The organism is Turicibacter sp., from assembly GCF_017941855.1.
Taxonomy (GTDB): domain Bacteria; phylum Bacillota_I; class Bacilli_A; order MOL361; family Turicibacteraceae; genus Turicibacter; species Turicibacter sanguinis.
Map to the genome: position 1 here is coordinate 12,252 of NZ_JAGAVR010000030.1, position 25,352 is coordinate 37,603.

A 25,352-nucleotide genomic window follows, 5' to 3' on the forward strand; every position below is an offset into this window, starting at 1 on the left:
TCATTTATGACAATATACGATTATAAACTACTTTAGCTTTCTTTTCAAACTAATTGCTACGCCATCACCAATTGGTAATAACAGGGTGTCATAATCTGGATGATTGGCTAACCAATCATTATAACGGTTAATTTTTCGAACTAACTGTTTTAAATTACGGCTTTGTTTTTGATTATTATCAAAAATATGCCCATGGAATAATAAATTATCGCTAATAATCATTCCATCTTCTTTTAATAAAGGTTCATATTTTTCAAAGAACTTCTGATATTGAGCTTTAGCTGCATCAATAAAAATAACATCAAATGGAGCATTAGGAATGTCTTCATTCAAAATTTCTAATGCATCTGCTTTAATTAATGTCACTCGATCTGAGATGGTACTACGTGCGTGATAATTAACAGCCTCTTTATAACGGGATTCATCACGTTCAATCGTCACAACATGACTCTGTGGTAAATGGCGCGCCATCATTAAAGAGGAATAACCGATAGCAGAACCTATTTCTAAAATAGTTTTAGGCTGCTTAACTCGTAGTAATTGTAACATTAATTCAAGACCCTGATCTTGAATGATCGGAACATCATGCTCCTGTGCATATTGTTTCATTTCTAATGATAAGTCATCATGTTGAATTGTTTTAAATCGACTCATTAGTTCTATTAATTGTTCATTCATTGCTCTACCACCTAGTTGAGATTACTGACATACATTTGTGCCCGCTTCATATGAAGGAAGTAAATAGTTTCGATAAAATTTCATATGTTCTTCATATGTTTCAAAGAAATGAGTTTTACCATCTACACATCCATACATGTCAGCTATAAAATAATAATAGTTATTTTCATCAGGATGTAACACGGCTTTAATAGCCTCAATTGACGGGCTACTAACAGGTCCAATTGGAATGCCTGGTGTCACATATGTATTATAAGGGGATTGTACTTTTGTCATCGCTTCCGTTACGCGCTCATTATGTTCATCTAAGGCATAAAGTACCGTCATATCACTTTGTAAATACATACCTGAGTTAATACGATTAAAGAAAACACCAGCTACTATTGGCATTTCTTCTACATTTTGAGTTTCTCCTTCAATGACTGACGCTAGCGAAAAGACTTGATGAATATTAAGCGATGCTTCATCAAACGAAGACTTCACCGGTTCTAATTTCTTTGCTGTCACATCTAGGATTAAGTGTGTGACTTCATCAAGCGTATACACTTGATCTAAAAATGAATAAGTAGCTGGATAAAAATAGCCTTCTAACGGATATCGAATCCCTTCTTTTAAAATATCATCGGTCAAAAACCAATATTCATTCACTAATTGTTTCAAATAATCAATATTTTTCCACTCATTTAAAATATCTTCAGCACTTAAATCAACAATTAAAGATAAGCTAGCTGCTATATATTCTAAATCATAACCTTCTGGAATCACCACTTTTGTGGTATTCGGTTCGACAACATCTCCACTTTCAAATTTTTGATACATTTGCTCTAGTGTCATTGAAGGGGATAACTCATACTCTCCTGCTTGAATATGAGACCAATCATTTAATTTAACAATCAAATTTGCCATCTCGGGATGCTCAATCAATCCAAGTTCTGCTAACTCGCGATTCACAGCCTTTGTTGATGTTCCAGGTTGAAGGGTATAATTCATCACTGTTTCATCACTCGGATTCACCGGCTCTTGGGTTTTGACATAAAGGATTCCTAAATACCCCAAAATCCCAGCTAATGCGACAATAAGTGTTATAACGATCCCTAGGATAACCTTCCTCATCTTATCTTCACCTCTACATTATATACACACAAAAACGGACTTAACGTCCGTTTTCGCATCTATTAGATTTTAATTATTCTGCATCCTCATCTTCTTCAGCTAAGAATGTATTAATCACTTCTTCAATCATATCCCACTCAGCATCTGTTTCAACTGGTAATAATTCTCCACCCTCGTTGTTTTCACCAGGGATGTAAGCTGAAACATGTAAATCTACATTTCCTTCTTCATCTTCATTTTCTGCTCCTGCTGGGTAGTAGACAACATATGATTTGTTATAATCATCTGAATCAAATGTAAATAAAATTTCACATAATAATTCATTTCCATTTTCATCGATTACTGTTAATTGATTTTCATCTAACATTTTGGTCACCTCTTATAAGATTTACACGAATGAACGTGCTTGATTTGAATCTAAATAACTCTGTAAAATAATGGTTGCTGCCATTTTATCAACCACTTTTTTTCGCTTATTGCGACTAACATCAGCTTGAATGAGGACACGTTCAACTTGCATAGTAGTCAATCGTTCGTCCCATAGAATAACCGTGACATTCGTTGCTTCTTCAAGTTTCTTAGCAAACTCTTGTGTCACTTGTCCTCGTTCTCCAATCGAACCATTCATATTTTTAGGTAACCCTAAAACGATTTTCGAAATTTTATGAGTTTTTACTAATTCTTGAACGTGTTGAATTGCTTTTTTATAATGATTTTCCTCAAATCGGAAAGTCTCAACACCATGGGCCATCATTCCAAGGGCATCACTAATGGCGATTCCACACGTGCGAGTTCCTAAATCTAATCCTAAAATTTTCACTTTTTCGTCTCTACAAACTTTTCAAGTAAAACTTCAATGATTTCATCACGTTCAATTTGCTGAATTTTGTTTCGAGCCCCTTGATAGCTCGAAATATAAGCTGGATCTCCTGAAATTAAGTATCCAACCACTTGGTTAATCGGATTATAACCTTTTTCTTTTAATGCATCGAATACATCTGTCAAAATAATTTCAACCGCTTGATTTTGGTTCAATTTATTTTGTAGTAAATCGTCTAGCATCATTGTTTGATTCGAGATCATGCAACTCACCACCCATAAATAGTTCTTAACTTTATTTTACAATAATGTTAATGGGATGAAAAGAATTATAAATTATTTTTTAACCATTCATCGACATTCTTTAATGCCTCTTCAATTTTTGTTGCATCTTTAGCGCCGGCTTGAGCCATATCTGGGCGTCCGCCTCCGCCTCCACCACAAATCGTTGCGACTTCTTTAACAATTTTCCCTGCATGTACCCCTTGTTTCACATAATCTGGCGTTACACCACAAGAGATTGCAACCTTACCATCTACTGCACTTGCTAACACAATAACTGCCGATGATAACTGTTGTTTAAATTCGTCAACCATTTGACGTAAATGGTTCATATCCACATCAACTAAGTTCGCAGTTAACACTGTAATTCCTGCTACCTCACGTGTATTATTAACAATTTCCTTCATTTTTAAATGAGATAATTTAGATTTTAATGAATCATTTTCACGATGCGCTTCTTTTAACTCATCTAAAATCCCTTCAACACGTTCTTCAAGTAATGCTGGTTTTGTTTTTAATGTCTCAGATACCGCTGCAAATCGTTCAATAAATGAATTCATGTATTGATAAGCTCCCTTACCCGTCACCGCTTCAATACGTCGAGTTCCAGCTCCAATTCCTGATTCTGAAATGATTTTAAATAAACCAATTTCAGAGGTGTTTGAAACATGACATCCACCACAAAGCTCAATGCTATAGTCTCCTGCTTTGACAACGCGTACCGTTTCACCATATTTTTCACTAAATAACGCCATTGCTCCCATTTGCTTTGCTTCTTCAATACTTTTTTCAAACACTTCAACTGGAATAGAAGCCCAAATCTTCTCGTTAACAATCGCTTCAATACGTTGTAATTCTTCTGACGTCAACCCTTGCATGTTGGTGAAGTCAAAACGTAAACGATCAGCAGATACTAATGATCCAGCTTGGTTTGCATGCGCACCAATAACATCTTTTAATGCTTGGTGTAATAAGTGAGTCGCTGTATGATTTTTTGTTAAATCTAAACGATTCTCAACTTGAACTTGGCAAACAACCTCATCATTTAATGATAATGTTCCGTCTACTTGTACACTGTGTAAATGCTGTCCATTTGGAGCTTTGATAACATCTGTTACCATCACATTTGCAGCAGAGGTTGTCATCATCCCTGTATCTGCTACTTGTCCTCCACTTTCAGCATAAAATGGAGTAGTATCTAAAATGACTTGTCCAGCTCCAGTTAATGAATCAACCACTTCCCCATTTTGTAGTAATAAAATAACGTTTGATGTTGTTGATAATTGATGATATCCTACAAATTTAGAAGGGGTTTTAAAGCTCATTAAAGCAGCATTTTGTGAATGCATACTTTCAACATCTTCACGAGCATTACGAGCACGTTCACGTTGTGCTTCCATTTGGGCATCGAACCCTTCTTTATCAACTGTAAATCCAGCTTCTTCTGCATATTCTAAAGTTAATTCATATGGGAATCCGTACGTATCATATAACATGAATGCGTCTTTGCCACTAATTGTTTTATCTTCACATTTAGCAATTAAATCCGTCAAGATTTTTTCTCCATCTGCTAATGTTTGACGGAAGCGATCTTCTTCAGATTTAATCACTTTTTGAACTAACTCAATTTTATCGCAAACATATGGGTAATAATCTTTCATAATATCTGCTACAACAGGAACTAATTCATACATGAAAGCACGATCAATTCCTAATTTTTTTCCATAACGAACAGCACGACGTAATAAACGGCGTAAGACGTATCCGCGTCCTTCATTAGAAAGAAGTGCTCCATCTGCTACTGCAAAAGTTACCGTACGAACATGGTCAGCGATCACTTTAAATGCCGTTGCTGTTTCTTGTGTATATTTTACACCAGACATTTCTTCCGTCGCACGAATGATTGGCATGAATAAGTCTGTGTCAAAGTTTGTTTCAACGCCTTGAATCACACAAGCCATACGCTCAAGACCCATTCCAGTATCTATATTTTTATTTGGTAACATAGGATATTCACTACGATCTAATCCTTCTTTTGAATTATATTGAGAAAATACAATGTTCCAAATTTCAATATAACGATCATTTTCAATATCTTCTTCTAATAAACGGATTCCAATATTTTCTGGATCATATTTTGTTCCACGATCATAGAAAATTTCAGTGTTTGGTCCACATGGTCCTTCTCCGATTTCCCAGAAGTTATATTCTAATTTCACAATGTGATCAGGCGAAACACCTAATTTGATCCATAAATCATATGTTTCTTGATCGGTTGGATAAACGGTTACATATAATAATTCTTTATCGAATCCAAACCATTCTTTTGATGTTAATAATTCCCATCCCCATGTCACTGCCTCTTCACGGAAATAGTCTCCAATCGAGAAGTTTCCTAACATCTCGAAGAACGTATGATGACGAGCCGTTTTCCCAACATTTTCAATATCGTTTGTACGAATTGATTTTTGAGCATTTGTAATACGTGGGTTATTTGGAATTTCACGTCCATCAAAGTATTTTTTTAAAGCTGCAACCCCACTATTAATCCATAATAATGAAGGGTCATTAATTGGAACTAATGGTGCTCCTGGTTCGATCATGTGTCCTTTTGATTTAAAGAAATTTAAGTACATTGAACGAATCTCTGATCCTGTCATGTATTTCATTTTGTTCACCTCTTTTAAAAATGAGTATAAAAAAAGCCCTTATTTGATATAAGGACGTATTGAACGCGGTACCACCTTAATTTTGTTTTTTAAGTAAACTAAAAAAACAACTCTTTGAAACAGATAACGGCGAAAACCGACAGACTTTAACTGTACTCCAGAAGTAGCTTTCGAGCATTGATTGTTAGGATTTATCTCAGCCAAGAAATCCCTCTCTGTGAAACGTTCAATTTTCTACTTTCTTCTATCAACATTTTGTTATTCGACTCTATTTTATCGATTTTATCAAGATGTTTCAAGCTTTTTTTATCCAATTTGATAAATTATTAAATTGGATAAAAAAAGCTTATACACAAAAAAGAACTCTCTCGATTGAGAGAGTTCTTTTTTAAAATGGCATTCTATCGTGTAGGTAGTGTTGCCAACAATCCATTTGCTTACGATATTTTCTAGATTGTTTTTTAAATTGTTTTTGATAGTAACGAGGATCTTCATAATACATAAGTGTTGCCACTAAAGCCATTAAAAACATAACAAGTACAAGAATTTTCTTCATCATTTCACCTCAGTTCAAAGATTACAATCTTTAGTTTGAGTGATTTATGATTTTTTATGTTATCTATCTGCACAAAATTTAATCAATTAATCCATTAAATCATACGGTGTGATCCCTTCTAATCCTTCTTCATCTAGGTAATCAAATGGAATATCATGTTCTTTAAAATAATCAGCAAAAGGATTTTCCTTTATCGGTTTTGTTTGATTTAGTTGAAAGCGAAGTTTCAACGTCGTTTGACGTTCTTCTCCCTCATTTTTAACCCCCTTCTCAAGTGCTAAATACTCTCCAATGATAATTAAAGATTTTTTAGCCCGTGTAATGGCGGTATAAATCAACTTTTTTTGTAACATGACGTGATAGGCATGCGTAATCGGTAAAATAACAATCGGATACTCAGACCCTTGTGACTTATGAACCGACACGCAATAGGCATGCGTTAAATTTTGAAGATCGCCCTTTTTGTACGTCACTTCCTTAGTTTCAAAACAAGCAATTAACTTCTCTTCTTTATCATCATTTTCATTTTTATAAGAAATTCCAATGACTTCTCCAACATCCCCATTCATAATTCCTGTTTCCGGATGATTGGCTAATTGGAGTACCTTATCGCCAATTCGAAAAACCTTGGATCCAAATGTCATTTCTCGCTTATCATCTGCTGGTGGATTGAAAATATCCTGTAACATCACATTCAGATTGTCAATCCCACAATCCCCACGGTACATGGGAACTAAAATTTGAATATCACTTGCTGTATATCCTTTTTGAATGGCATTTAGAACAATTTGTTTTAGATAACTTGCAATCACCTGATGCCCACATTCAACATATAGACGATCCGGCTTTTTATCTTTAAGATCCGTTGGGAGATGATTATTTTTCACTGCATGTGCGAATGAAATAATGGACGAATCCTGCGCCTGTCGATGAACCGTTTCAAGCCGTGTCAGAGGAATCACACCACTTTCAATTAAATCTTTTAACACCTGCCCTGGTCCCACAGAAGGCAATTGATTATCATCACCGACAATAATCACTTGCGCACCCGTTGGAATGCTTTGAAATAATTGAAAGGCTAATAAGGTATCAAGCATGGAGCTTTCATCGATAATAATTAATTTATATTCCAGTTGAGCATATTCATCATGTTGAAAAACGCCATCTACTCCATACCCAAGTAAACGATGAATGGTAGATGACTTTAAGCCCGTTGTTTCACTCATTCGTTTAGCAGCTCGACCAGTAGGCGCTGCCAAAGCAATGGGATACTTTTTCTCACTTGTTGCATATTTAGACGGATCTAAATCCACATCGTGTAACATCGAATACGCCTTTAAAATACCTTGAACAACTGTTGTTTTTCCTGTTCCCGGGCCACCCGTGATAATGCTAACTGGTTCCTTTAACGCCATCAAAATCGCTTCTTCTTGTTCTTTTGAATAGGTAATAGCTAATTCTTTTTTTAATTCGTTTAAACATTGTGGGGCTTTCTCTTGATTTTCAACTTTAGACGTTAAAAGTCGCTCTATAGAATCAACAATCCCTTTTTCACTATTGACAAGCAACGGAATAAATAAAAAGTCCCCTTCGATATAAATTTTTTTCTTTTTAATCAGTTCATTAATTTGAGATTCAATTTGCGCAAAATCCAGAAGCTGGGTTGATTTTTGATTTAAATACTGTAAAGCACTTTGAAGCAACTGCTTTTGGTACACATACGTATGACCTTTTTGGATGGCAATTTGATCAATGACATAAAGCAAAGCCGCACGAATTCGACGTGGATCATCTAATGAGATCCCTAGACGTCTTGCAAGCTCATCTGCTTTCAAAAACCCAATCCCCTCAATATCATCAATTAAACGATACGGATTTTCATTGATAATTTCAAGGGCCTGATATTGATATTTTTTGAAAATTTTCATGACTAACTTAGGACTTAAATCATAGCCGTAAAGAGGAGCTAATATCTGTTCTGTCCCCTGTTGATCAATCAGTGTCGAATAAAGTTTATCTGCTAATTTTTTGGATAATTTGGGCACCTCATCAAGCGCCTGTCGATTACGTAAAATGACATCGATAGCATTATCACCTAATACATCCACAATCTTTTCAGCTGTTTTTTGTCCAATTCCTTCAAAAATATCACTACTCAAATAATGAACAAGCGAAGACTTCCCTTGCACATTAACCGAATCATAAGACGTGGCTTGATATTGCCAACCATAACGAGGATGTTCAATTAACTTCCCCTTAAAGCGGTATGTTTTATGTGAAACGAGTTTTGGAAAATAACCCGAAATCGTAATTTTCTCATATTTTTTATGCTCACTTAACCCTAGTTGATTCACTATCTTATCATCAACGGGTTTTAAAGCTTTTTGCATTAAATCTAAATCTTCACCATGTTCTAAGACAAGTAGCGTTCCAATTGAGAAGCCATTATCTTCATTAAAAAATATATGATCTAAAAAAACACCTTTAATGTATCCGGCTTCTCCCATCCTCACAAACTCCTCTCTTAGTATTGGCGAGCCTCTTTATCTTTATATGCAACTTCAATACGCCCTCCACCTAAACAAACCTCATCTAAATAAAAGACAGCCGCTTGCCCTGGCGTCACCGCACGAACAGGTTCTAGCATTTTAACGTTTAAGGTTTCATCATCAATCCAAGTCAATTCAACCGGAATATCAGGTTGACGATATCTAAATTTAGCCGTACAACGATAAGTTCCAACAAATCGCTCACTTGGAATCCAGTTAACATTTGAAACTAATGCTTCATCCGCATAAACGTATTCATGATCAAATCCTTGTCCGACTAGTAAAACATTATCTTTTAAATTCTTCCCAATTACGAACCAAGCATCCCCTTTTCCGCCGATTCCAAGACCTTTACGTTGTCCAATCGTATAATACATTAAACCGATATGCTCCCCCACAACTTCTCCCTCTAAAGTACGCATCTGTCCAGGTTGAGCGGGTAAGTAGTTTTGTAAAAACTGTGTAAAGTTACGTTCCCCAATAAAACAAACTCCCGTTGAATCCTTTTTCTTTGCCGTTGCTAGATCTAATTTCTCTGCAATCGCACGAACTTCAGATTTTTGCAATTCACCAACTGGGAATAACGTTTTACTTAGCTGGGCTTGTGTTAATTGACTCAAGAAATACGTTTGATCTTTATTATTATCAAGCCCACGTAACATTTGAACTTCACCCTCATGTGAAACACGTGCATAATGTCCCATCGCAATGTAATCACATCCAAGATTCATTGCATAATCTAAAAATGCCTTAAATTTCACTTCTTTATTACACATAATATCTGGATTTGGTGTACGTCCAGCACGATATTCATCTAAAAAGTACATGAAAACACGATCCCAATATTCTTGAACGAAATCGACGCGGTGTAGCTTAATTCCTAATTGATCGGCCACTGCTTTTGCATCATTATAGTCAACTTCTTGTGGGCACACCTCATCATTTAGCGTTGGGTTTCCTAAAACGTCAGCATTAGCTGCACTATCCCAGTTACGCATAAATACACCTTCTACTTCGTAACCTTGCTCTTTTAATAAATACGCTGCGACTGATGAATCCACACCACCAGACATCCCAACGATGACTTTTTTACCTTTATTTGCACTCATGTCTGAGACCTCCATTACAACATAATCAAAACATAAATCTTTACTACATAATCTTAAACCTCAGGAAGATACTTTTATTATCGCCCCTCCTTGATAAGATATATTCTTATATTATAAGCAAAAATAGCAAGATAAGCAAATCTATGTCTTATCTTGCCCTAAAAATAAACAAAAAGACAGGAGCTCCTGTCTTTTTGTTTATTTTAACGTTTTCCTTTATCGTAAGGTTCCCCAGCTGCCTTTGGTCCGACAATATTACGACTAAATACAACTAAAGCGACTAATGTCATCACATATGGTAACGCGTTATAAAACTCCATCGGAATTTCAAATGATTTTAACGTATCATTAATTAAAGCTAATTGCCCTAATGTTTTCATAAATCCAAAGAAGAACGAAGCGAATAATACGGTCCATGGATTCCATTTACCAAAAATTAAAGCTGCTAATGCTAAGAATCCAAGCCCTGCAACCGATCCGTTAAATTCTCCAGATGTGGTAACAATAATTAAAGCGCCTCCGATTCCCGATAGGAATCCAGATGCTAACACACCAAAATAACGCATTTTATAAACATTAATCCCCATTGAATCAGCTGCTTGTGGATGTTCTCCACACGCGCGCAGACGTAATCCAAAAGATGTTTTAAAGACAATATACCAAGTTAAAACCACTAATCCTAATACAATAAAAGTGGTTAAATACATCTTGCTAAAGAATAAAGGTCCAATAATAGGAATATCCGATAAGATTGGGGCATCAAAACGTGAGACACCTTTGAGGATACTAATATTTTGAGATCCTGTTAAAGTACGTGCTAAGAAAATAGTTAGCGCGGGTGCTAATAAGTTAATAGCAGTTCCTGAAATAACTTGATCGGCCTTAAGATTAATACTCGCATACGCATGTAATAAAGAGAATAAACATCCCGCTACTCCACCAAGTAAAATTCCAATCCAAATCGTTGAATCACTACCCTGATAAGCTTGATTGATATAAAATGCAGTCGTGAAAGCCCCAATGACCATTAAACCTTCTAATCCAATATTAACGACTCCACTGCGTTCACTAAATAATCCACCTAATGCTGTGACTAACATCGGTGCTGTAAACGCAAGAGCATACGGCATCATTGCCACAATAAATTCCCACATTATTTAACACCTCCATCTTTTCTCTTCGGTGCTACTTTTTTAAAGAAACTTTGAATTAATAAAGCAATCGCTGAGAAGTAAATAATTGTTGAAATAATAATATCAATTAACTCTTTTGGGACAGCTGTCATTGCTTGCATGAATTCTCCTCCTACCTTCATAAATCCAAATAAGAAAGCAGATAAGAAGACACCAATTGGTGTATTTAATCCAAGTAACGCAACGGCAATTCCATCAAATCCTTGCGTTGGTAAAACACCAATTTTAACATGATTCGTATAACCAACATAATAGGTCGCTCCAGCAAGACCTGCTAAACATCCGGCAATAATCATTGAAAGAATGATATTACGTTTAACTTTCATCCCTGCGTAATGTGCCGCATCTGGATTAAATCCAACAGCCTTTAATTCATATCCAAACGTCGTTTTATCTAAAATTAACCAAACAACAAGGCAAGCCAAAATCGCTAAAATAAATCCAATATTGATCGATGAACCATCAAAAAGTGATGTCATCCAAGCCGTTTTTAATGATGCTGTCTCACTAATGGTTGCAGATTCTGTGCTATATTTTCCTGGAATAAATGTCGTTACGCCATATTGAACCATCCAAAGTGCAATATAATTCATCATAATTGATGTCACAACTTCGTGAATTTTAAATTTTGCTTTTAATAAACCTGGGATAATCGCCCAAACTCCACCTGCTAACATCGCGACTAACACCACCACTGGTAGATGAATAAAACGAGGTAAATCAAGGATAATCCCACAGTAAACCGCTGCAAAACCACCGACTAACATTTGACCTGAAACCCCAATATTAAATAATCCAGTTCTAAAGGCAAATGCCACTGATAATCCCGTTAAAACTAATGGTGTCATCTGCAATAAAGTATTTCCAAACTGTTTTAAGTTTCCACTCATGATGCCTTTAAATCCACCTTGGAATAAATACGAAAATCCTTCTGCTGGGTTATACCCTAAACATAATAAAACAATAAATCCAATGATGAAGCCAAGAATAACAGAAGCAAAAGGTGCCAATTTTTTTTGAACATTGTCATCCGCTAGACTAAAATTAATCTTTTTCATTATTCCTCACCTCTTTGTTTACCTGCACCGGCCATTAATAATCCAATTTCTTTTTCATTTGTGTTGGCTGTTTCTAAAATCGCAACAATTTCACCTTCATAAATAACAGCGACGCGATCTGAAACATTTAAAATTTCATCAAGTTCTAACGAGATAAGTAAAACGCCACGTCCTTTGTCACGTTCTGCAATTAATTCTCGATGAACATATTCAATAGCTCCTACATCGAGACCACGAGTCGGTTGTGCTGCGATTAACAACTTCGGTGAACGAACTACTTCACGTGCAATAATTGCCTTTTGTTGATTCCCACCTGACATACTACGTGTAATAGTGGTGCTACCCTGTCCACTGCGAACATCGAATCGTTCAATTAACTGCTCTGACTGTTCACGAATAGCTTGTCGGTTTAGGAAGCCACCTTTACTAAATGAGGGCTGATAATAGGTTTGTAAAATAAAGTTATCTTCTAATGAATAATCTAAAACTAATCCATGCTTATGACGATCCTCTGGGATGTGCCCAATTCCTGCCTCAGTACGTTTTCGAACTGGTAATTTACTAATATCATTTCCAGCTAATTTCACTATTCCTGAATCAGCAGGTTTTAATCCTGTAATAGCTTCGATTAATTCACTTTGACCATTTCCTTCAATTCCAGCAACACCTAAAATTTCACCTTCATGGACCGTCAAAGATAAATTTTTAAGTGCTGAAACGCCACGATTGTTTTTAACCGTTAGATTTTCAACTTGTAAAACAGGGGCTCCAACTTTAGCCGCGTCTTTATCTAGTTTAAACGTTACTTGACGCCCAACCATTAAATCAGCCAATTCTTGCTCTGAAGTATCAGCCACTACGACTGTTCCAATCCCTTTTCCTTTTCGGATAATGGTACAATGCTTCGCCACTGCTTTAATTTCTTTCAATTTATGTGTAATCACAATAATAGATTTACCTTCAGCGGTTAACTGACGCATAATTTCCATTAAATGTTCAATTTCTTGTGGTGTTAAAACAGCTGTTGGCTCATCAAAAATTAAAATTTCAGCATTTCGATATAACATTTTTAAAATTTCAACACGTTGTTGCATTCCAACTGAAATATCTTCAATTTTAGCATATGGGTCAACATGTAAGTTATAACGTTCTGATAATTCAGCTACACGTTTAGCTGCCTTTTTGATATTGATACGCCCACCAAATAGCTTCGGTTCATTACCTAGAACGATATTTTCGGTAACCGTAAAATTATGAACTAACTTAAAATGCTGATGGACCATCCCAATTCCTAACTCAGTTGCGACATTTGGGTCTGTAATCTTAACTTCTTTTCCGCGAACTTTAATACATCCTTCTTCTGGCTTATATAGTCCAAATAGAACACTCATCAGTGTTGATTTACCAGCGCCATTTTCTCCTAAAAGGGCATGAATTTCTCCTGGTTCAACTTGCAGTGTAATATTATCATTGGCTTTAATCCCTGGAAATTCTTTTGTGATGTTCAACATTTCAATCACGTATTCCATGATTTAACCCCTTTCTTTTTTATGATAACGTATCCAATGTCGGTGATAATGAACTCCATGGTATACTCTCTTACTTAGTATGTGTTAAATCCTATTCTTATTATTTACTTTAAAAAAAGTACGCCTGTGAACAGGCGTACTTCGTTTAACAAACAATCAATAGTATTTAAATGAATTATTTAAAGTTAATATTGCTTGCGTCATATCCTAATTCTGCTAACATTAATTCTAATTCTTCTGCAGAAGTTGGAGCAACTACTGTACCTGCTTTGATAGCTTCGAATACTTCATTTGTTTTGGTAGTTGTATCTTCTGTTAAGTTTGGATTCACTTCAGGTAATCCAATTCCATTTGTTTTAGCATCCATTGTGATGACTTGCCCACCTGGGAAGTTTCCATTTACAAATGCATCAATGTTTTCATAAGCTGCATTATCAATACGTTTGATGGCAGAAGTTAAGATAACAGATTTACCATTTGACATGACACCTTCTTCATATTGGTCTACGTCAACTCCAATCACATAAACTTCTTCACCAGCTTCTGCACGAGTTTTAGCTTCATTGATAACACCATTTCCAACTCCACCAGCTGCTACGAACACAATATCGATTCCTTTATCGTACATTCCACCAGCTTGCGCTTGTCCACCTTGAACATCAGTGAATGTTCCATTGTATAAATAATCAGCTACTTCAACTTCTAATCCATAAGTAGCATTCGCGTAAGCAACACCTGCTACATATCCGAATCCGAATTTTTCAACAGCAGGAATTTTCATTCCTCCAATGAATCCAACTTTTCCTGTTTGTGTTTGTAAAGCGGCTGCAACACCTGCTAAGAATCCAGCTTCTTGCTCAGCAAAGTAAATCGCAACTGTATTTTCAGCCATCTCAGCCGGTTGTCCATCTAAAATGATGAATTTTGTATCTGGGTTTGCAACTTGTAATTCGTTGATTGCTTCTTCAAATTTGAATCCAGGAGCAACAATAATTTGATTTCCTGACATGATTAAATTATCTGCTGCACTTAAGTAGTCTTCTTTCGCTTCCCCACCTGGTTGAACATATTTCACTTCAACACCTGTGTGATCAGCTGCATATTGTTGGATTCCAGCCCAAGTTCCTTGGTTAAATGATTTGTCATCAATGGTTCCTGAGTCTGTCATCATCCCAACTTTTACAGTCGTTTGATTTCCAGTTTGAGGTGTTTCAGTTTTTGCTTCTTCTGCTCCTCCACAAGCAGTTAGTCCAACTGTAGCACACATTGCAACAGCAAACATAGAAAGTAATTTTTTCATTTGTATGGCCTCCTCATATTTTATACATCTTAAGTTTAACAGAAAAGCTATTTAATGTAAATATTTTGTCGCTTTTTGTTAAGTATAAATTGTATTAAAAGACCAAATATTACTTTTCTTTTTTAAAACTACGATTAAGTTTTAAGTTGATTGCATTGAATATGTTTTTAAAATGATTCCTCCCAATCTAAAAATAGGCGCCTAACATAAAAGCTTTTAAAGAAGGAATAATCTTTCTTTAAAAGCTTTTATAAATGATCTAATTATAATTTATTAGGCTAGCATCATATTGATACTCAGCTAAAAAGGCTGTTAATTCTTCAGCTGTCTTAGGAACACTTAACTGATCATTTTTCATCAAGTTAAGTGCTGCTTCTATTTTTTCTAATGTCTCAGTTGTTAAATTAGGATTTTCTAAAGGAATCCCAACTCCATTTGCTTTTGCATCCATAATGATCACCTCTCCACCACGAAATTCACTTTGAGCAATATCATCCAATGCATCATAAGCCGCATTATCAATTCGCTTAATCGCAGAAGTTAGGATAACTGATTGGTCATCTCCTAATTTTCCCTCCTCATATTGATCAATATCAACCCCAATTACATACACCTCTTCCTGATTCTCAGTACGTGCTTTGGCCTCATTAATCACACCATTTCCAACGGCAGCTGCCGCTGAGAAGATAATATCCACCCCTTTATCGTACATGCCTCCGGCCATCATTTGCCCACCTTGTACATCATAAAAGGTCCCTTGAAATTGATAATCAGTCACTATCGTCTTCGTTCCATACAATTGATTAGCATAAGCAACACCCGCTACATAGCCTCTTCCAAATTTTTCAACAGCTGGTATTTTCATTCCACCTATAAAAGCGACTTTTTCTGTTTTAGATTGAAGAGCTGCCGCCATTCCAACTAAAAATCCAGCTTCATTTTCTGCAAAATAGATAGACATTGTATTAGGACTTTCTACAGATGGTTGCCCATCTAATAAAACAAATTTAACTTCTGGATTTTCTTGTTGTAATTTCGTAATCGCCTCTTCAAATTTAAATCCTGGTGCAATGACAATGTTACTACCTGCCATGATTAAATTATCACCTGATGTGACATAATCTTCCGTTGTTTCGCCTGACGGTTGAACAAACTGTGCCTTTACGCCTTCATGATCCTCAACGTAACGTTGGATTCCTTCCCACGTTCCTTGATTAAACGACTTATCATCGATGCTTCCCGAGTCAATCAACATTCCAATTTTTAACGCTTCTTCACTCTTTGATGAATTGTTACAAGCGACTAATACAAAGCTAAGTATTAAAAAAAATAGAATGCTTATACTATTTTTTTTCATAGTTGAACCTCCTTTTATGACATTTTTTTATCTTCTTTTATTATTCATCAAATTCACTGACTTATTACTTATTTTCCACAAACATCAAAAAAAGAGGGGATATCAATCTTCCTCTTTTTTTAAATTATTGAGTTAAATCAGTTGAAACGACAATTTCTCCCGAGATAATTTTTTCCTGATAGTCCTGAACGATACTAACAGTATTCCCTTCTAACTGCTCATTTTCTAAGGTCACCCTAACGCCCCCGTTTTCAAGCCCTAAAATGAGCTGATTTCCAAGCGTAAATTCTTGTGTTAACCACCCATTTAAAAGATTAGAAACTGCGACGTCAACATTTTTCAAAACGGATGTTAATACCACTGAGTTTCCATTTGAAAGACGACCTTCTTCTAATAAATCGATGACTGAATTTATCACCCATACAGGACGATGATTTTGTGTATACTGTTTCGCCACTTCAATGACATCATGTTGTAAAGAACCTACCCTCTCGAATACAATATCATGATGATCATCATACAAGCTTTTAACGACCTGCTTTAAATCAACTGTTGAAATTGATTTTAAAATATATTTTTCTGTTACTTCAATATCAGAACGAACGGCTTTAGCACCTGCTATAAATCCACAACCATATTTGTTCTCTACTGATGAATCATCTGCATAGCCTAAATAAGCAATCTTATTGGTATTCGTTTGTAAAGCAGCTATGACTCCTGCTAAAAAGGCTGCAGATTCTTCATGAAATTTAACTCCAAATACATTTGATGACTTCGTGTAATAGTCAAAGGTTAAAAAAACAATATCCGGATAATTATTGATGATGGTTTCAAGTTCTTTCTCATATGTTGAATTCGGTATTAAAATCAATTGCGCCCCACTTGCAATTAATTGATTCACCGTATTTAAATAACTATTTGCATTATTTTCTTTGGGTGTTTCCACTTCAAATTTAATTTCAGGATATTCCCTATTCAATTCCTTACTTATCTTTTGAAGTAATTCACGATTTAAATCTTGATGGGGATCATCTACTAAGCCAACTTTCAATTTCGTCGCCACTTCAACCACTTGGCGTGTCATAGGTTGTTGATCCTCTTGTTCTTCGCTAACCGTCTCAATTGAAATAGGCTGTAGTAATTTAATACTGCTCGTCTCCTCTTCACCTGTTTGAAATGTACCTAGACTCTGATTGAATGGTTGACATCCCGTACAAAGCAAAAGACTCATTGCAAAGGTTGCAATCGCCACTCGCTTTTGATTAAGCCCCATTTATAAAACCCCTTTCATCAGCACTCTTTTATTTTATCACATCTCTTATGTCTAATTAAATCATATTTTGTATCATATGCTTTCCCCTGACATAAAAATGTCAACTCGGCGCTTTTACGATGAAACTATTTCAAATTCGACATTAATTCTTGACACTGCCCCTCTGACATCAAGACCTCACGTGGCTTACTTCCTTCACTTGGACCAATTAATCCTGCCGATTCTAAATCATCCACAATTCTAGCTGCACGATTATATCCAATACGGAAACGTCTTTGTAAGAGCGAAGCTGAAACTTTTTTACTTTCAATAATATAAGATAACACTTCTCTCATCAGTGGATCTTCCATCGTATTGCTTTCACTTTGCCCTTGTTCTAAATTTTCTAAGAAATCTTGTTTAATCTCCTCATGTTGGACTTGATTCTTAATAAACTCTACAATTCGAACAACTTCTTCATCCGAAATAAACGCACCTTGCACACGCGTTGGATTTGAAGCTCCCATTGGTAAAAATAACATATCCCCTTTTCCGAGTAACTTCTCCGCTCCTGGCATATCAATAATCGTACGTGAATCGACAGCCGATGAAACACCGAACGCAATACGAGATGGGATATTCGCCTTAATAACTCCGGTAATGACATCTACTGATGGTCGTTGTGTTGCGATAATCAAATGAATTCCAGCAGCACGTGCCATTTGAGTTAATCGCATAATACACTCCTCTACTTCTTTTGACGCAACCATCATTAAATCCGCTAACTCGTCAATAATTACCACAACAAATGGTAAAACCGTCTTTTTAATTTCATTCGTCTCATTTTGATGACGAACATAATCATTATAACCTTCAATATTACGAGTTCCACTCTCACTGAACAATTCATAGCGATATTCCATTTCCGTCACCACTTTTTTTAACGCAAGAGACGCAAGGCGTGGATCCGTCACAACTGGTGCTAATAAATGTGGAACCCCATTGTAACCATTTAACTCTACCTTTTTCGGGTCAATCATTAACATCTTCACTTCATTCGGAGTCGCACGCATTAAGATACTACAAATAATTGTATTAATACAAACTGACTTTCCTGAACCTGTTGCGCCTGCTACAAGTAAGTGAGGCATTTTATTTAATGGTGAATACACTGTTTTTCCCGAGATATCTCGTCCGAGAACCATTAAAAGTTTTTCTGATTGCTGTTTTTGCGGAACTTCCTTTACAATCTCCTTAAATGTCACTAGCGTTTGTTTAGGATTTGGAACTTCAATCCCAATAGCAGACTTTCCTGGAATAGGAGCCTCGATTCGAATCCCTTTCGCCGCAAGTGCTAAGGCGATATCATCGGTTAAGCCAATAATTTTACTAACTTTTACACCGACATTTGGTAAAATTTCAAATCGTGTGACAGCAGGTCCGATATGAACTTCTTGAACTTTTGCCTTCACATCAAAATTCTTAAATGTGTCTTCAAGTTTTCTGGCTTGTGCTTTTGCACTAACCAGCATCCGTTGCGAATTATTAGTTTGTTGATAATCTACAAGCAAATCTAATGGAGGTAGGGTGTAATTCTCATCACTCATAAACGTTTCAATCGTTGAATGAGGTTCTACTTTTTCCTGTTTTATTTTTTCAGCAAAATCACTAATTTTAAACTCGAGTTCTTCCTCCCCTTCCTCTTGCAATTCAACCTCTTGATCAAACGTTGTAATGGTTACCTCATCATTCTCAAAATCAAAAATAGGAGTGGTTGTGTCGATCATCGCATTCAACTCTTCTGCCTCTTCTTCTATCTCTTCCTGATCGGATCTCTTTTTCACCTTAGGTTTAGTTGCTTTTTTTACTTTTTTCATTCTTTTTTCTCGATACTCAAGTCTAGATAGTTTGATTCCTTCATATACATCTTTAAATGTTAAATTAAAGACGAGTAATGTTCCATAACAAAGAATAACTAAAGATAAAATATATAATCCAATTGCTGTCATTAATGGAACGAAAATCCCATAAATTACAGATCCAATGAATCCGCCACCTACTGTAAAGGTCGTATTTAAGACATCATTATTCCAATAATAATTAACCATCCCGGAAAGCAACGGTGTATTGTGTGCATTAAATTCACGATAAACCGGGAGATGACTAAATGAAATAAAAGCAATAAACATTAAATAGTAACCAATTTGACGCGTCGTAAAAAACGTCGGAACTTTTCGACTAAAAATCATTTTACCACCATTGATAATCATCGCCAGAGCCACTACCCAAAAAAACTCACCAAAAACAAATAAGAAAATTCGCTTCAAAAAAGTTCCGATAATTCCAAGTTGACCTAGAGTTAAAATAGATAATAAGATTAAGCCAATTCCAATTAACTCAATATATAAATCCGTAACAAACGTTTGTTTTTTTTGTTTCACTTTCTTTTTTTGTGCCATAATAATCCCTCTATTACTTCATAATCGTACTTTACTTATTATCTCATAAAATCCCTAATTTTCCATTAATATCTGACGTTCTTTTTTTAGAAATCTTGAACTAAGTCAAAAACAGCTGCCGTTTGGCAGCTGTTCAATTGGATTATAAATTAAATTCTTCTACAATTGGAATAATAATGGGTTTACGTTTTGTCTTGTTAAACAATAACTTCCCAATTTTATCACGTAATTCTTGACGTAATCCTTGCCAGTTTACATATTGTTCTGTCACAAATTGACCAATAATATTTCGAACCAACTCATCAAGTGCCGCATATAACTCTTCATTACCTTTTTCGTAAACAAATCCTTTACTCACAATTTGTGGTCCTGCGACAATTTCTTTTGTATTTTTATTTAAATTAGCAATCACCACAATAATTCCATCATTGGCCATTAATTGACGATCACGTAAGACCACACTTCCGATATCACCCACGCCCAATCCATCAACTAATACTTGATCAATTTGAATATGTTCCGTATGATTAACTAATTCACCTTGTTGAAATTCAACCACATCACCATTATCTAACAAAATAACATTTTCTGTATTATATCCCATTTTCTCAGCAATTTTAGCATGAGCGACTAAATTACGATATTCTCCAATAACAGGCATAATGTATTGTGGTTTTAATAAGTTCATCATTAATTTCAAATCTTCACTACTTGCGTGAGAAGAAGGTAATAAATTTTTATTAATCGCAACCACACTTGCCCCTGTACGGTATAATAAATCTAGTGTGCGAGCTGCTTTAATTTCATTTCCTGGAATAGGAGCAGTTGCCACAATAACCGTATCACTTTTTTCAATATGAATTAAACGATCCTGATGTTTTGCCATGCGAATCAAGGCATTAAATGGTTCGTAGCGATTTCCAGTTGCTAAAACAACAAGATTAGACAGATTATTATCATTTTTTTCATCGATATACAGTAAATTCATGAGCGCAGATTTCGGAATTCGCAAATAACCAAGTTTAACCGAAATATCAACAATACGTTGCATCTTACGTCCAATAATGGCAATCTTACGTCCATTTTGAATCGCTAAATCAATCACTAATTGAATACGATGTAAATCCGATGAATAAAGCGAACAAATAATGCGCCCCTCAGCACGTGAAAAAGCTTCTTCTAATTCATAAGTTAAAGAACTGCCTGTACTTGTATGCCCTGATTTTTCGGCATTGATACTCTCCGATAATAAACAAAGAACACCTTCCTTTGAAATTTCAGAAATACGTGCATAATTAGTTTGATAACGCCCCTTAGCACTTTGATCGAATGTAAAATCAGACGTATATACAATCACTCCATCTGTTGTATGAATACAAATCGCAACAGAATCTGGAATGCTGTGAGTTGTTTTGAAGAATGTGACTTTTATATCTCCAAAAAATAGCTCGTTATTTTCTCGAATTTTATATAATTTATAGTTTTTAAAATCAAGTCCATTTTCACTAAGTGAATCTTCTACTAATGCCATCGTTAAGCGTGTCCCATAAATTGGAACATTAATCAAACTCAATAATTGAGGTAAGGCCCCGATGTGATCTTCATGCCCATGTGATAAGAAAATCCCTTGTACACGTGACACATTCTCTTTTAAATAAGTAAAATCTGGAATTACCGCATCAACACCCAGCAAATCTTCAGTTGGATATTTCAACCCTGCATCTAAAACAAATATTTTATCATTTACTTCTACCACATATAAATTTTTTCCGTTTTCATCTAATCCGCCTAATGCAAATACTTTGATTTTTTGTTCAACTACTGATGACACATTTTTATCGCTATCAAAACTGCTATCACTTGATAACAGGTTACATTTTTGACAACGATTCACCTCCTTTATATCTTGAATTAACGTTAAAGCATTTCGTTGTAACGGACGTTTTTTTGCTTTTAACTTTTAAATAAATGGTTTTAAATCACAATCCTGTCCTCTTCTCATGGGACTTCAAATGTACAATTCCTTCTAAAGTACGTTTACTTATTTTGAAGATGCTTAATGTTATTTTTGAATTACTTTCCTAAACGTCAATATCAATAGGTTTTGTTCTCAATCTTAAATTAGTTCTATTTCTTCGAACAATATCCTACCCTCAAAATTAAAATAAATAAAAATGATTCATAAAAATTAAAAAACATGGCATCCCATCAATAAACTTAAAATTTGAGAAAAAGACCTAATCCTTATTACTCTTTACATTCTTGTAAGATAATAAGTCTGTCAAATTCTCTCAATTATCATTTAAAAGAAACTGCGTAATCTCTATATTCATTATAGTACACAACGCAAGATAATGACAAGTATATCCTTCTTTTTTATTTAACATTCGCTTTTTTCCTCTTTAAAATACGAAAAAACGTCTGTCACACTTCAAACAGACGTTTTGATTCTTATTCATCTATCAAATCTTTGATTTCATTAAATAAATCTAATGCCTCAAACTGATCCATCTCTACAAGGGGTAAACGAAGTGATCCGACATCCATTCCCATTTGATTTAAAATCGCTTTGATTGGAATCGGATTCGTGGTACTAAACAATCCTTTATAAAGTGGCATTAATTTATTTTGTAAAGCTTCCGCCTCTTCTAATTTTCCTTCTTTAAATAATTTATAGATTTGATTCATTTGTAACCCTGCTACATGTGAAGCAACTGAAACAACCCCAGCTCCTCCAAGTTTTAATGCTTCTAAATAATTAGAATCGTCGCCACTATATAAGGCAAAATCGGAAGGCATTACTTCTTTAAGTTGTTTTAATAATGTTAAGTCACCGCTTGAATCTTTAATTCCGACAACATTTTTAAGTTGTGCTAACTCCAAAATGGTTTCTAAATCTAAACTAACCCCCGTACGCGATGGAATATTGTATAAAATAATAGGTAAATCTGTTGAATTTGCCACTTCTTTATAATGCGTTAATAAGCCAATTTTATTTGGTTTATTATAATATGGAGTAACCACCAAAACACCATCAGCACCAATTTCTTCTGCTAATTTAACATTATGAATCGTTGTTTTCGTATTATTAGTTCCAACACCACAAATAATAGGGACACTTCCGCCTGCAAAATCAACTGCTGTTTCCCAAATACGCAAACGTTCAATTGCTGTTAATGTTGGGGCTTCCCCTGTTGTCCCTGTAATGACTAGACTGGTTGATCCGTGTTTTAATAAATGAATAATCAGTTTTCTTAAGCTACCAACATTGAGCTGATTATATTCATCAAAAGGTGTAACCATTGCCGTAATAACCGGACCAAAACTATTCATTCTTCTCACATCCTTCTCATTAAGTTAAGTTACAGTGCAAGAAATTAAGAGTATCCTCAAGTTTCATTGCACTCACATAGTATGTTTCTTCTTTAGGCGAACGTTGTTGATTAATCAAACTGACTCGCACATAATTTTCCTCTTTTTGATAACTAATTTTATTTTCTGTTAAGTAGTCTTCTACGACTTTCTCATCTTGACTGGAAGCATACCAATAAAGTCCGTGTTTAGTAAGTGGCTGACAATTAATAGGAGTGGTCACCCCTACTAATTCATAGCGAGTATAACCCGTTTTATAAGCTAGACTAATACTACTAATTTCCTCTTCTACGACATAAGTTCCAATATGATCGGCTGTTGTTGATCGAAGTCGAAGTTTAACATGATTTTGTTTAGCAAGTTCAACTGCCTTTAAATGAATAACCTTAGCACCTCTAGCCGCTAATGCAATTAAGTTATCATAACTTATTTTCTCTAATACCCTTGCATTTTTAACTAATTTTGGATCAGCAGTCATAACACCTTCAACATCTGAATAAATATCAACATAAACGGCATGGAGGGCTGCTCCGAGTGCAACGGCTGACGTATCACTTCCACCTCGACCAAGCGTTGTGATTTCATTTTCTGATGTGGTTCCGACAAATCCTGGTACAACCACTACTTGATACTCTTTTAATTGACTTAACAAATAATCCGTTTCAACCTTTTCAATATTTGCATTACTAAAATTTCGGTCTGTTTTAATTCCAACCTCATTTGGTGCTAAGGCACAAGCCTTCAAGCCTTCTTGTTGTAAAAAATCAGACATCACAATACTTGAAATTACTTCACCACAAGAGATAAGACGATCACTTTCCTTTTTACTTAGATGATAAGCAACGAGTGATTTTAACGTATCTGTCGCGTAGGGGGCTCCAACTCGCCCCATAGCTGACACGACAACAACTACTCTATATCCAGCATTTACTTCCCGTCTAATATGTTTAAATGCCTCATATCTTGTTTTTTCATCACAAACTGAAGTTCCACCAAACTTTAAAACCACGATATCCATTTCAATCACCTAACAATCCATGACGATGCATATAATAAGCAATTTGAACACTATTTAGAGCTGCTCCTTTTAGAATGTTATCCGCAACAATCCAAAGATGAATCACATCGTCTTCAAATAAATCCTTCCGTATTCTTCCTACATAAACATCATCGTGATGCGCTAAATAATAAGCCATCGGATATTTTTGAGATTCAATCTCATCATAAAGGACGACATCCGATGAGTTTTTGAATAAATCCATAATTTCTTGGCGATTTTGAACGGGACCTTTTAGCTTCACAGTCGCACAAACACTATGTCCATATCGCACGGGAACCCTAGCACACGTTGCATTGACCTTAAGACTTGAATCGCTTAAAATTTTTCGTGTTTCATTAATCATCTTAATTTCTTCTTTGGTGTATCCATTCTCCATAAACACATCAATCTGGGGAATAACATTGTGTGCCATTTGATAATGAACTTTATCTGATCGGGTCGGTAAAATTTGTGGAACATAATCATCTTGTTCCAACTCTTGATTATATTCATATAACGCTTTGGCTCCCGCACCTGAAATCGCCTGATAAGTTGCTACATTGACCGATTCAATGCCGTAAACATCCATTAAAGGTTTTAAAGCAACCACTAATTGAATCGTTGAACAATTTGGATTAGCAATTAACTTCATTTCATGAGTTAAAACGTCTGCATTTACCTCGGGAACCACGAGTGGAATATCTTGATGCATTCTAAATGCACTTGTATTATCAATGACGACAGCACCTTTAGAAACCGCAATCGGTGCAAATTTTTCTGACACACTTCCTCCAGCACTAAAAAAAGCAAGATCGATTCCATCGAAAGAATTTTCCGTCAATTCTTCAATGATGAGGGGTTGCCCTTTAAATACCATGCTTTTCCCAGCCGAACGGCTTGATGCCAATAACTTTAATGAAGTCACCGGAATAGGATAACGTTCTAATGTTTCAACCATACTTTTTCCAACTTCACCACTTGCCCCTACAATCGCAACCGAATATCCGTATCGGTTCAT

At 35.4% G+C, this 25,352-nt stretch carries 20 protein-coding genes and 1 other annotated feature; all 20 genes read right to left on the reverse strand.

All coding sequences use genetic code 11. The features are described 5' to 3' along the window. Positions 1 to 27 precede the first annotated feature (27 nt). The 20 genes from J6D32_RS04490 to J6D32_RS04585 all read right to left on the reverse strand — a co-directional run bounded on the left by J6D32_RS04490 (position 28) and on the right by J6D32_RS04585 (position 25,352). Positions 28 to 678: an O-methyltransferase gene (locus J6D32_RS04490; protein WP_006783347.1), complete on the reverse strand. Its 651-nt coding sequence runs from the start codon at positions 676 to 678 to the stop codon at positions 28 to 30. Positions 679 to 699: 21 nt separating this feature from the next. Beyond that, positions 700 to 1,791: an endolytic transglycosylase MltG gene (gene mltG, locus J6D32_RS04495; protein ID WP_287467354.1), complete on the reverse strand. Its 1,092-nt coding sequence runs from the start codon at positions 1,789 to 1,791 to the stop codon at positions 700 to 702. A 73-nt stretch (positions 1,792 to 1,864) separates the two neighbouring features. Beyond that, positions 1,865 to 2,158: a DUF1292 domain-containing protein gene (locus J6D32_RS04500; RefSeq protein WP_006783345.1), complete on the reverse strand. Its 294-nt coding sequence runs from the start codon at positions 2,156 to 2,158 to the stop codon at positions 1,865 to 1,867. A gap of 21 nt (positions 2,159 to 2,179) precedes the next feature. After that, the gene (gene ruvX, locus J6D32_RS04505; RefSeq protein ID WP_006783344.1) at positions 2,180 to 2,611 is read right to left on the reverse strand and encodes a Holliday junction resolvase RuvX; all 432 of its coding nucleotides are present in this window, start codon (positions 2,609 to 2,611) and stop codon (positions 2,180 to 2,182) included. Beyond that, on the reverse strand, positions 2,608 to 2,874 hold the full coding sequence (locus tag J6D32_RS04510) for an IreB family regulatory phosphoprotein (protein WP_006783343.1): 267 nt from the start codon (positions 2,872 to 2,874) through the stop codon (positions 2,608 to 2,610). The genes ruvX and J6D32_RS04510 overlap by 4 nt, the downstream gene beginning before the upstream one ends. A gap of 65 nt (positions 2,875 to 2,939) precedes the next feature. Beyond that, on the reverse strand, positions 2,940 to 5,561 hold the full coding sequence (gene alaS / locus J6D32_RS04515; RefSeq protein WP_055164854.1) for an alanine--tRNA ligase: 2,622 nt from the start codon (positions 5,559 to 5,561) through the stop codon (positions 2,940 to 2,942). A gap of 47 nt (positions 5,562 to 5,608) precedes the next feature. Continuing rightward, positions 5,609 to 5,821, reverse strand: a binding site (T-box leader). 128 nt (positions 5,822 to 5,949) lie between these two features. Then, positions 5,950 to 6,117 carry a hypothetical protein gene (locus J6D32_RS04520; RefSeq protein ID WP_006783341.1) on the reverse strand — a complete coding sequence of 56 codons (168 nt, stop codon included), beginning with the start codon at positions 6,115 to 6,117 and terminating at the stop codon, positions 5,950 to 5,952. Positions 6,118 to 6,203: 86 nt separating this feature from the next. Next, a complete protein-coding gene (gene recD2 / locus J6D32_RS04525; RefSeq protein ID WP_006783340.1) occupies positions 6,204 to 8,624 on the reverse strand; it encodes an SF1B family DNA helicase RecD2 in 2,421 nt (806 codons plus the stop codon). Positions 8,625 to 8,641: 17 nt separating this feature from the next. Further along, positions 8,642 to 9,775: a tRNA 2-thiouridine(34) synthase MnmA gene (gene mnmA / locus J6D32_RS04530; RefSeq protein WP_009607292.1), complete on the reverse strand. Its 1,134-nt coding sequence runs from the start codon at positions 9,773 to 9,775 to the stop codon at positions 8,642 to 8,644. 203 nt (positions 9,776 to 9,978) lie between these two features. Further along, a complete protein-coding gene (locus J6D32_RS04535) occupies positions 9,979 to 10,929 on the reverse strand; it encodes an ABC transporter permease (RefSeq protein ID WP_006783338.1) in 951 nt (316 codons plus the stop codon). Further along, positions 10,929 to 12,026, reverse strand: coding sequence for an ABC transporter permease (locus J6D32_RS04540; RefSeq protein WP_006783337.1), 1,098 nt, complete (start codon positions 12,024 to 12,026; stop codon positions 10,929 to 10,931). The genes J6D32_RS04535 and J6D32_RS04540 overlap by 1 nt, the downstream gene beginning before the upstream one ends. After that, positions 12,026 to 13,555: an ABC transporter ATP-binding protein gene (locus J6D32_RS04545; protein ID WP_006783336.1), complete on the reverse strand. Its 1,530-nt coding sequence runs from the start codon at positions 13,553 to 13,555 to the stop codon at positions 12,026 to 12,028. Before J6D32_RS04545 ends, J6D32_RS04540 begins: the two co-directional genes overlap by 1 nt. 175 nt (positions 13,556 to 13,730) lie before the next feature. Continuing rightward, positions 13,731 to 14,855: a BMP family lipoprotein gene (locus tag J6D32_RS04550; protein WP_006783335.1), complete on the reverse strand. Its 1,125-nt coding sequence runs from the start codon at positions 14,853 to 14,855 to the stop codon at positions 13,731 to 13,733. A 259-nt stretch (positions 14,856 to 15,114) separates the two neighbouring features. Continuing rightward, on the reverse strand, positions 15,115 to 16,212 hold the full coding sequence (locus tag J6D32_RS04555) for a BMP family lipoprotein (RefSeq protein ID WP_006783334.1): 1,098 nt from the start codon (positions 16,210 to 16,212) through the stop codon (positions 15,115 to 15,117). A gap of 124 nt (positions 16,213 to 16,336) precedes the next feature. Then, complete coding sequence (locus J6D32_RS04560; protein ID WP_006783333.1) at positions 16,337 to 17,485, reverse strand: BMP family lipoprotein; 1,149 nt, start codon at positions 17,483 to 17,485, stop codon at positions 16,337 to 16,339. Positions 17,486 to 17,610: 125 nt separating this feature from the next. Beyond that, positions 17,611 to 19,923: an FtsK/SpoIIIE family DNA translocase gene (locus tag J6D32_RS04565; RefSeq protein ID WP_006783332.1), complete on the reverse strand. Its 2,313-nt coding sequence runs from the start codon at positions 19,921 to 19,923 to the stop codon at positions 17,611 to 17,613. Between the two features lie 142 nt (positions 19,924 to 20,065). After that, on the reverse strand, positions 20,066 to 21,817 hold the full coding sequence (locus tag J6D32_RS04570) for a ribonuclease J (RefSeq protein ID WP_006783331.1): 1,752 nt from the start codon (positions 21,815 to 21,817) through the stop codon (positions 20,066 to 20,068). Between the two features lie 557 nt (positions 21,818 to 22,374). Beyond that, positions 22,375 to 23,256 (reverse strand): 4-hydroxy-tetrahydrodipicolinate synthase, encoded by an 882-nt coding sequence (gene dapA / locus J6D32_RS04575; RefSeq protein WP_055164859.1) that lies wholly within the window; start codon positions 23,254 to 23,256, stop codon positions 22,375 to 22,377. 19 nt (positions 23,257 to 23,275) lie between these two features. Next, positions 23,276 to 24,313 carry an aspartate kinase gene (locus tag J6D32_RS04580; RefSeq protein ID WP_009607676.1) on the reverse strand — a complete coding sequence of 346 codons (1,038 nt, stop codon included), beginning with the start codon at positions 24,311 to 24,313 and terminating at the stop codon, positions 23,276 to 23,278. Between the two features lies 1 nt (position 24,314). After that, a complete protein-coding gene (locus J6D32_RS04585) occupies positions 24,315 to 25,352 on the reverse strand; it encodes an aspartate-semialdehyde dehydrogenase (protein WP_006783328.1) in 1,038 nt (345 codons plus the stop codon).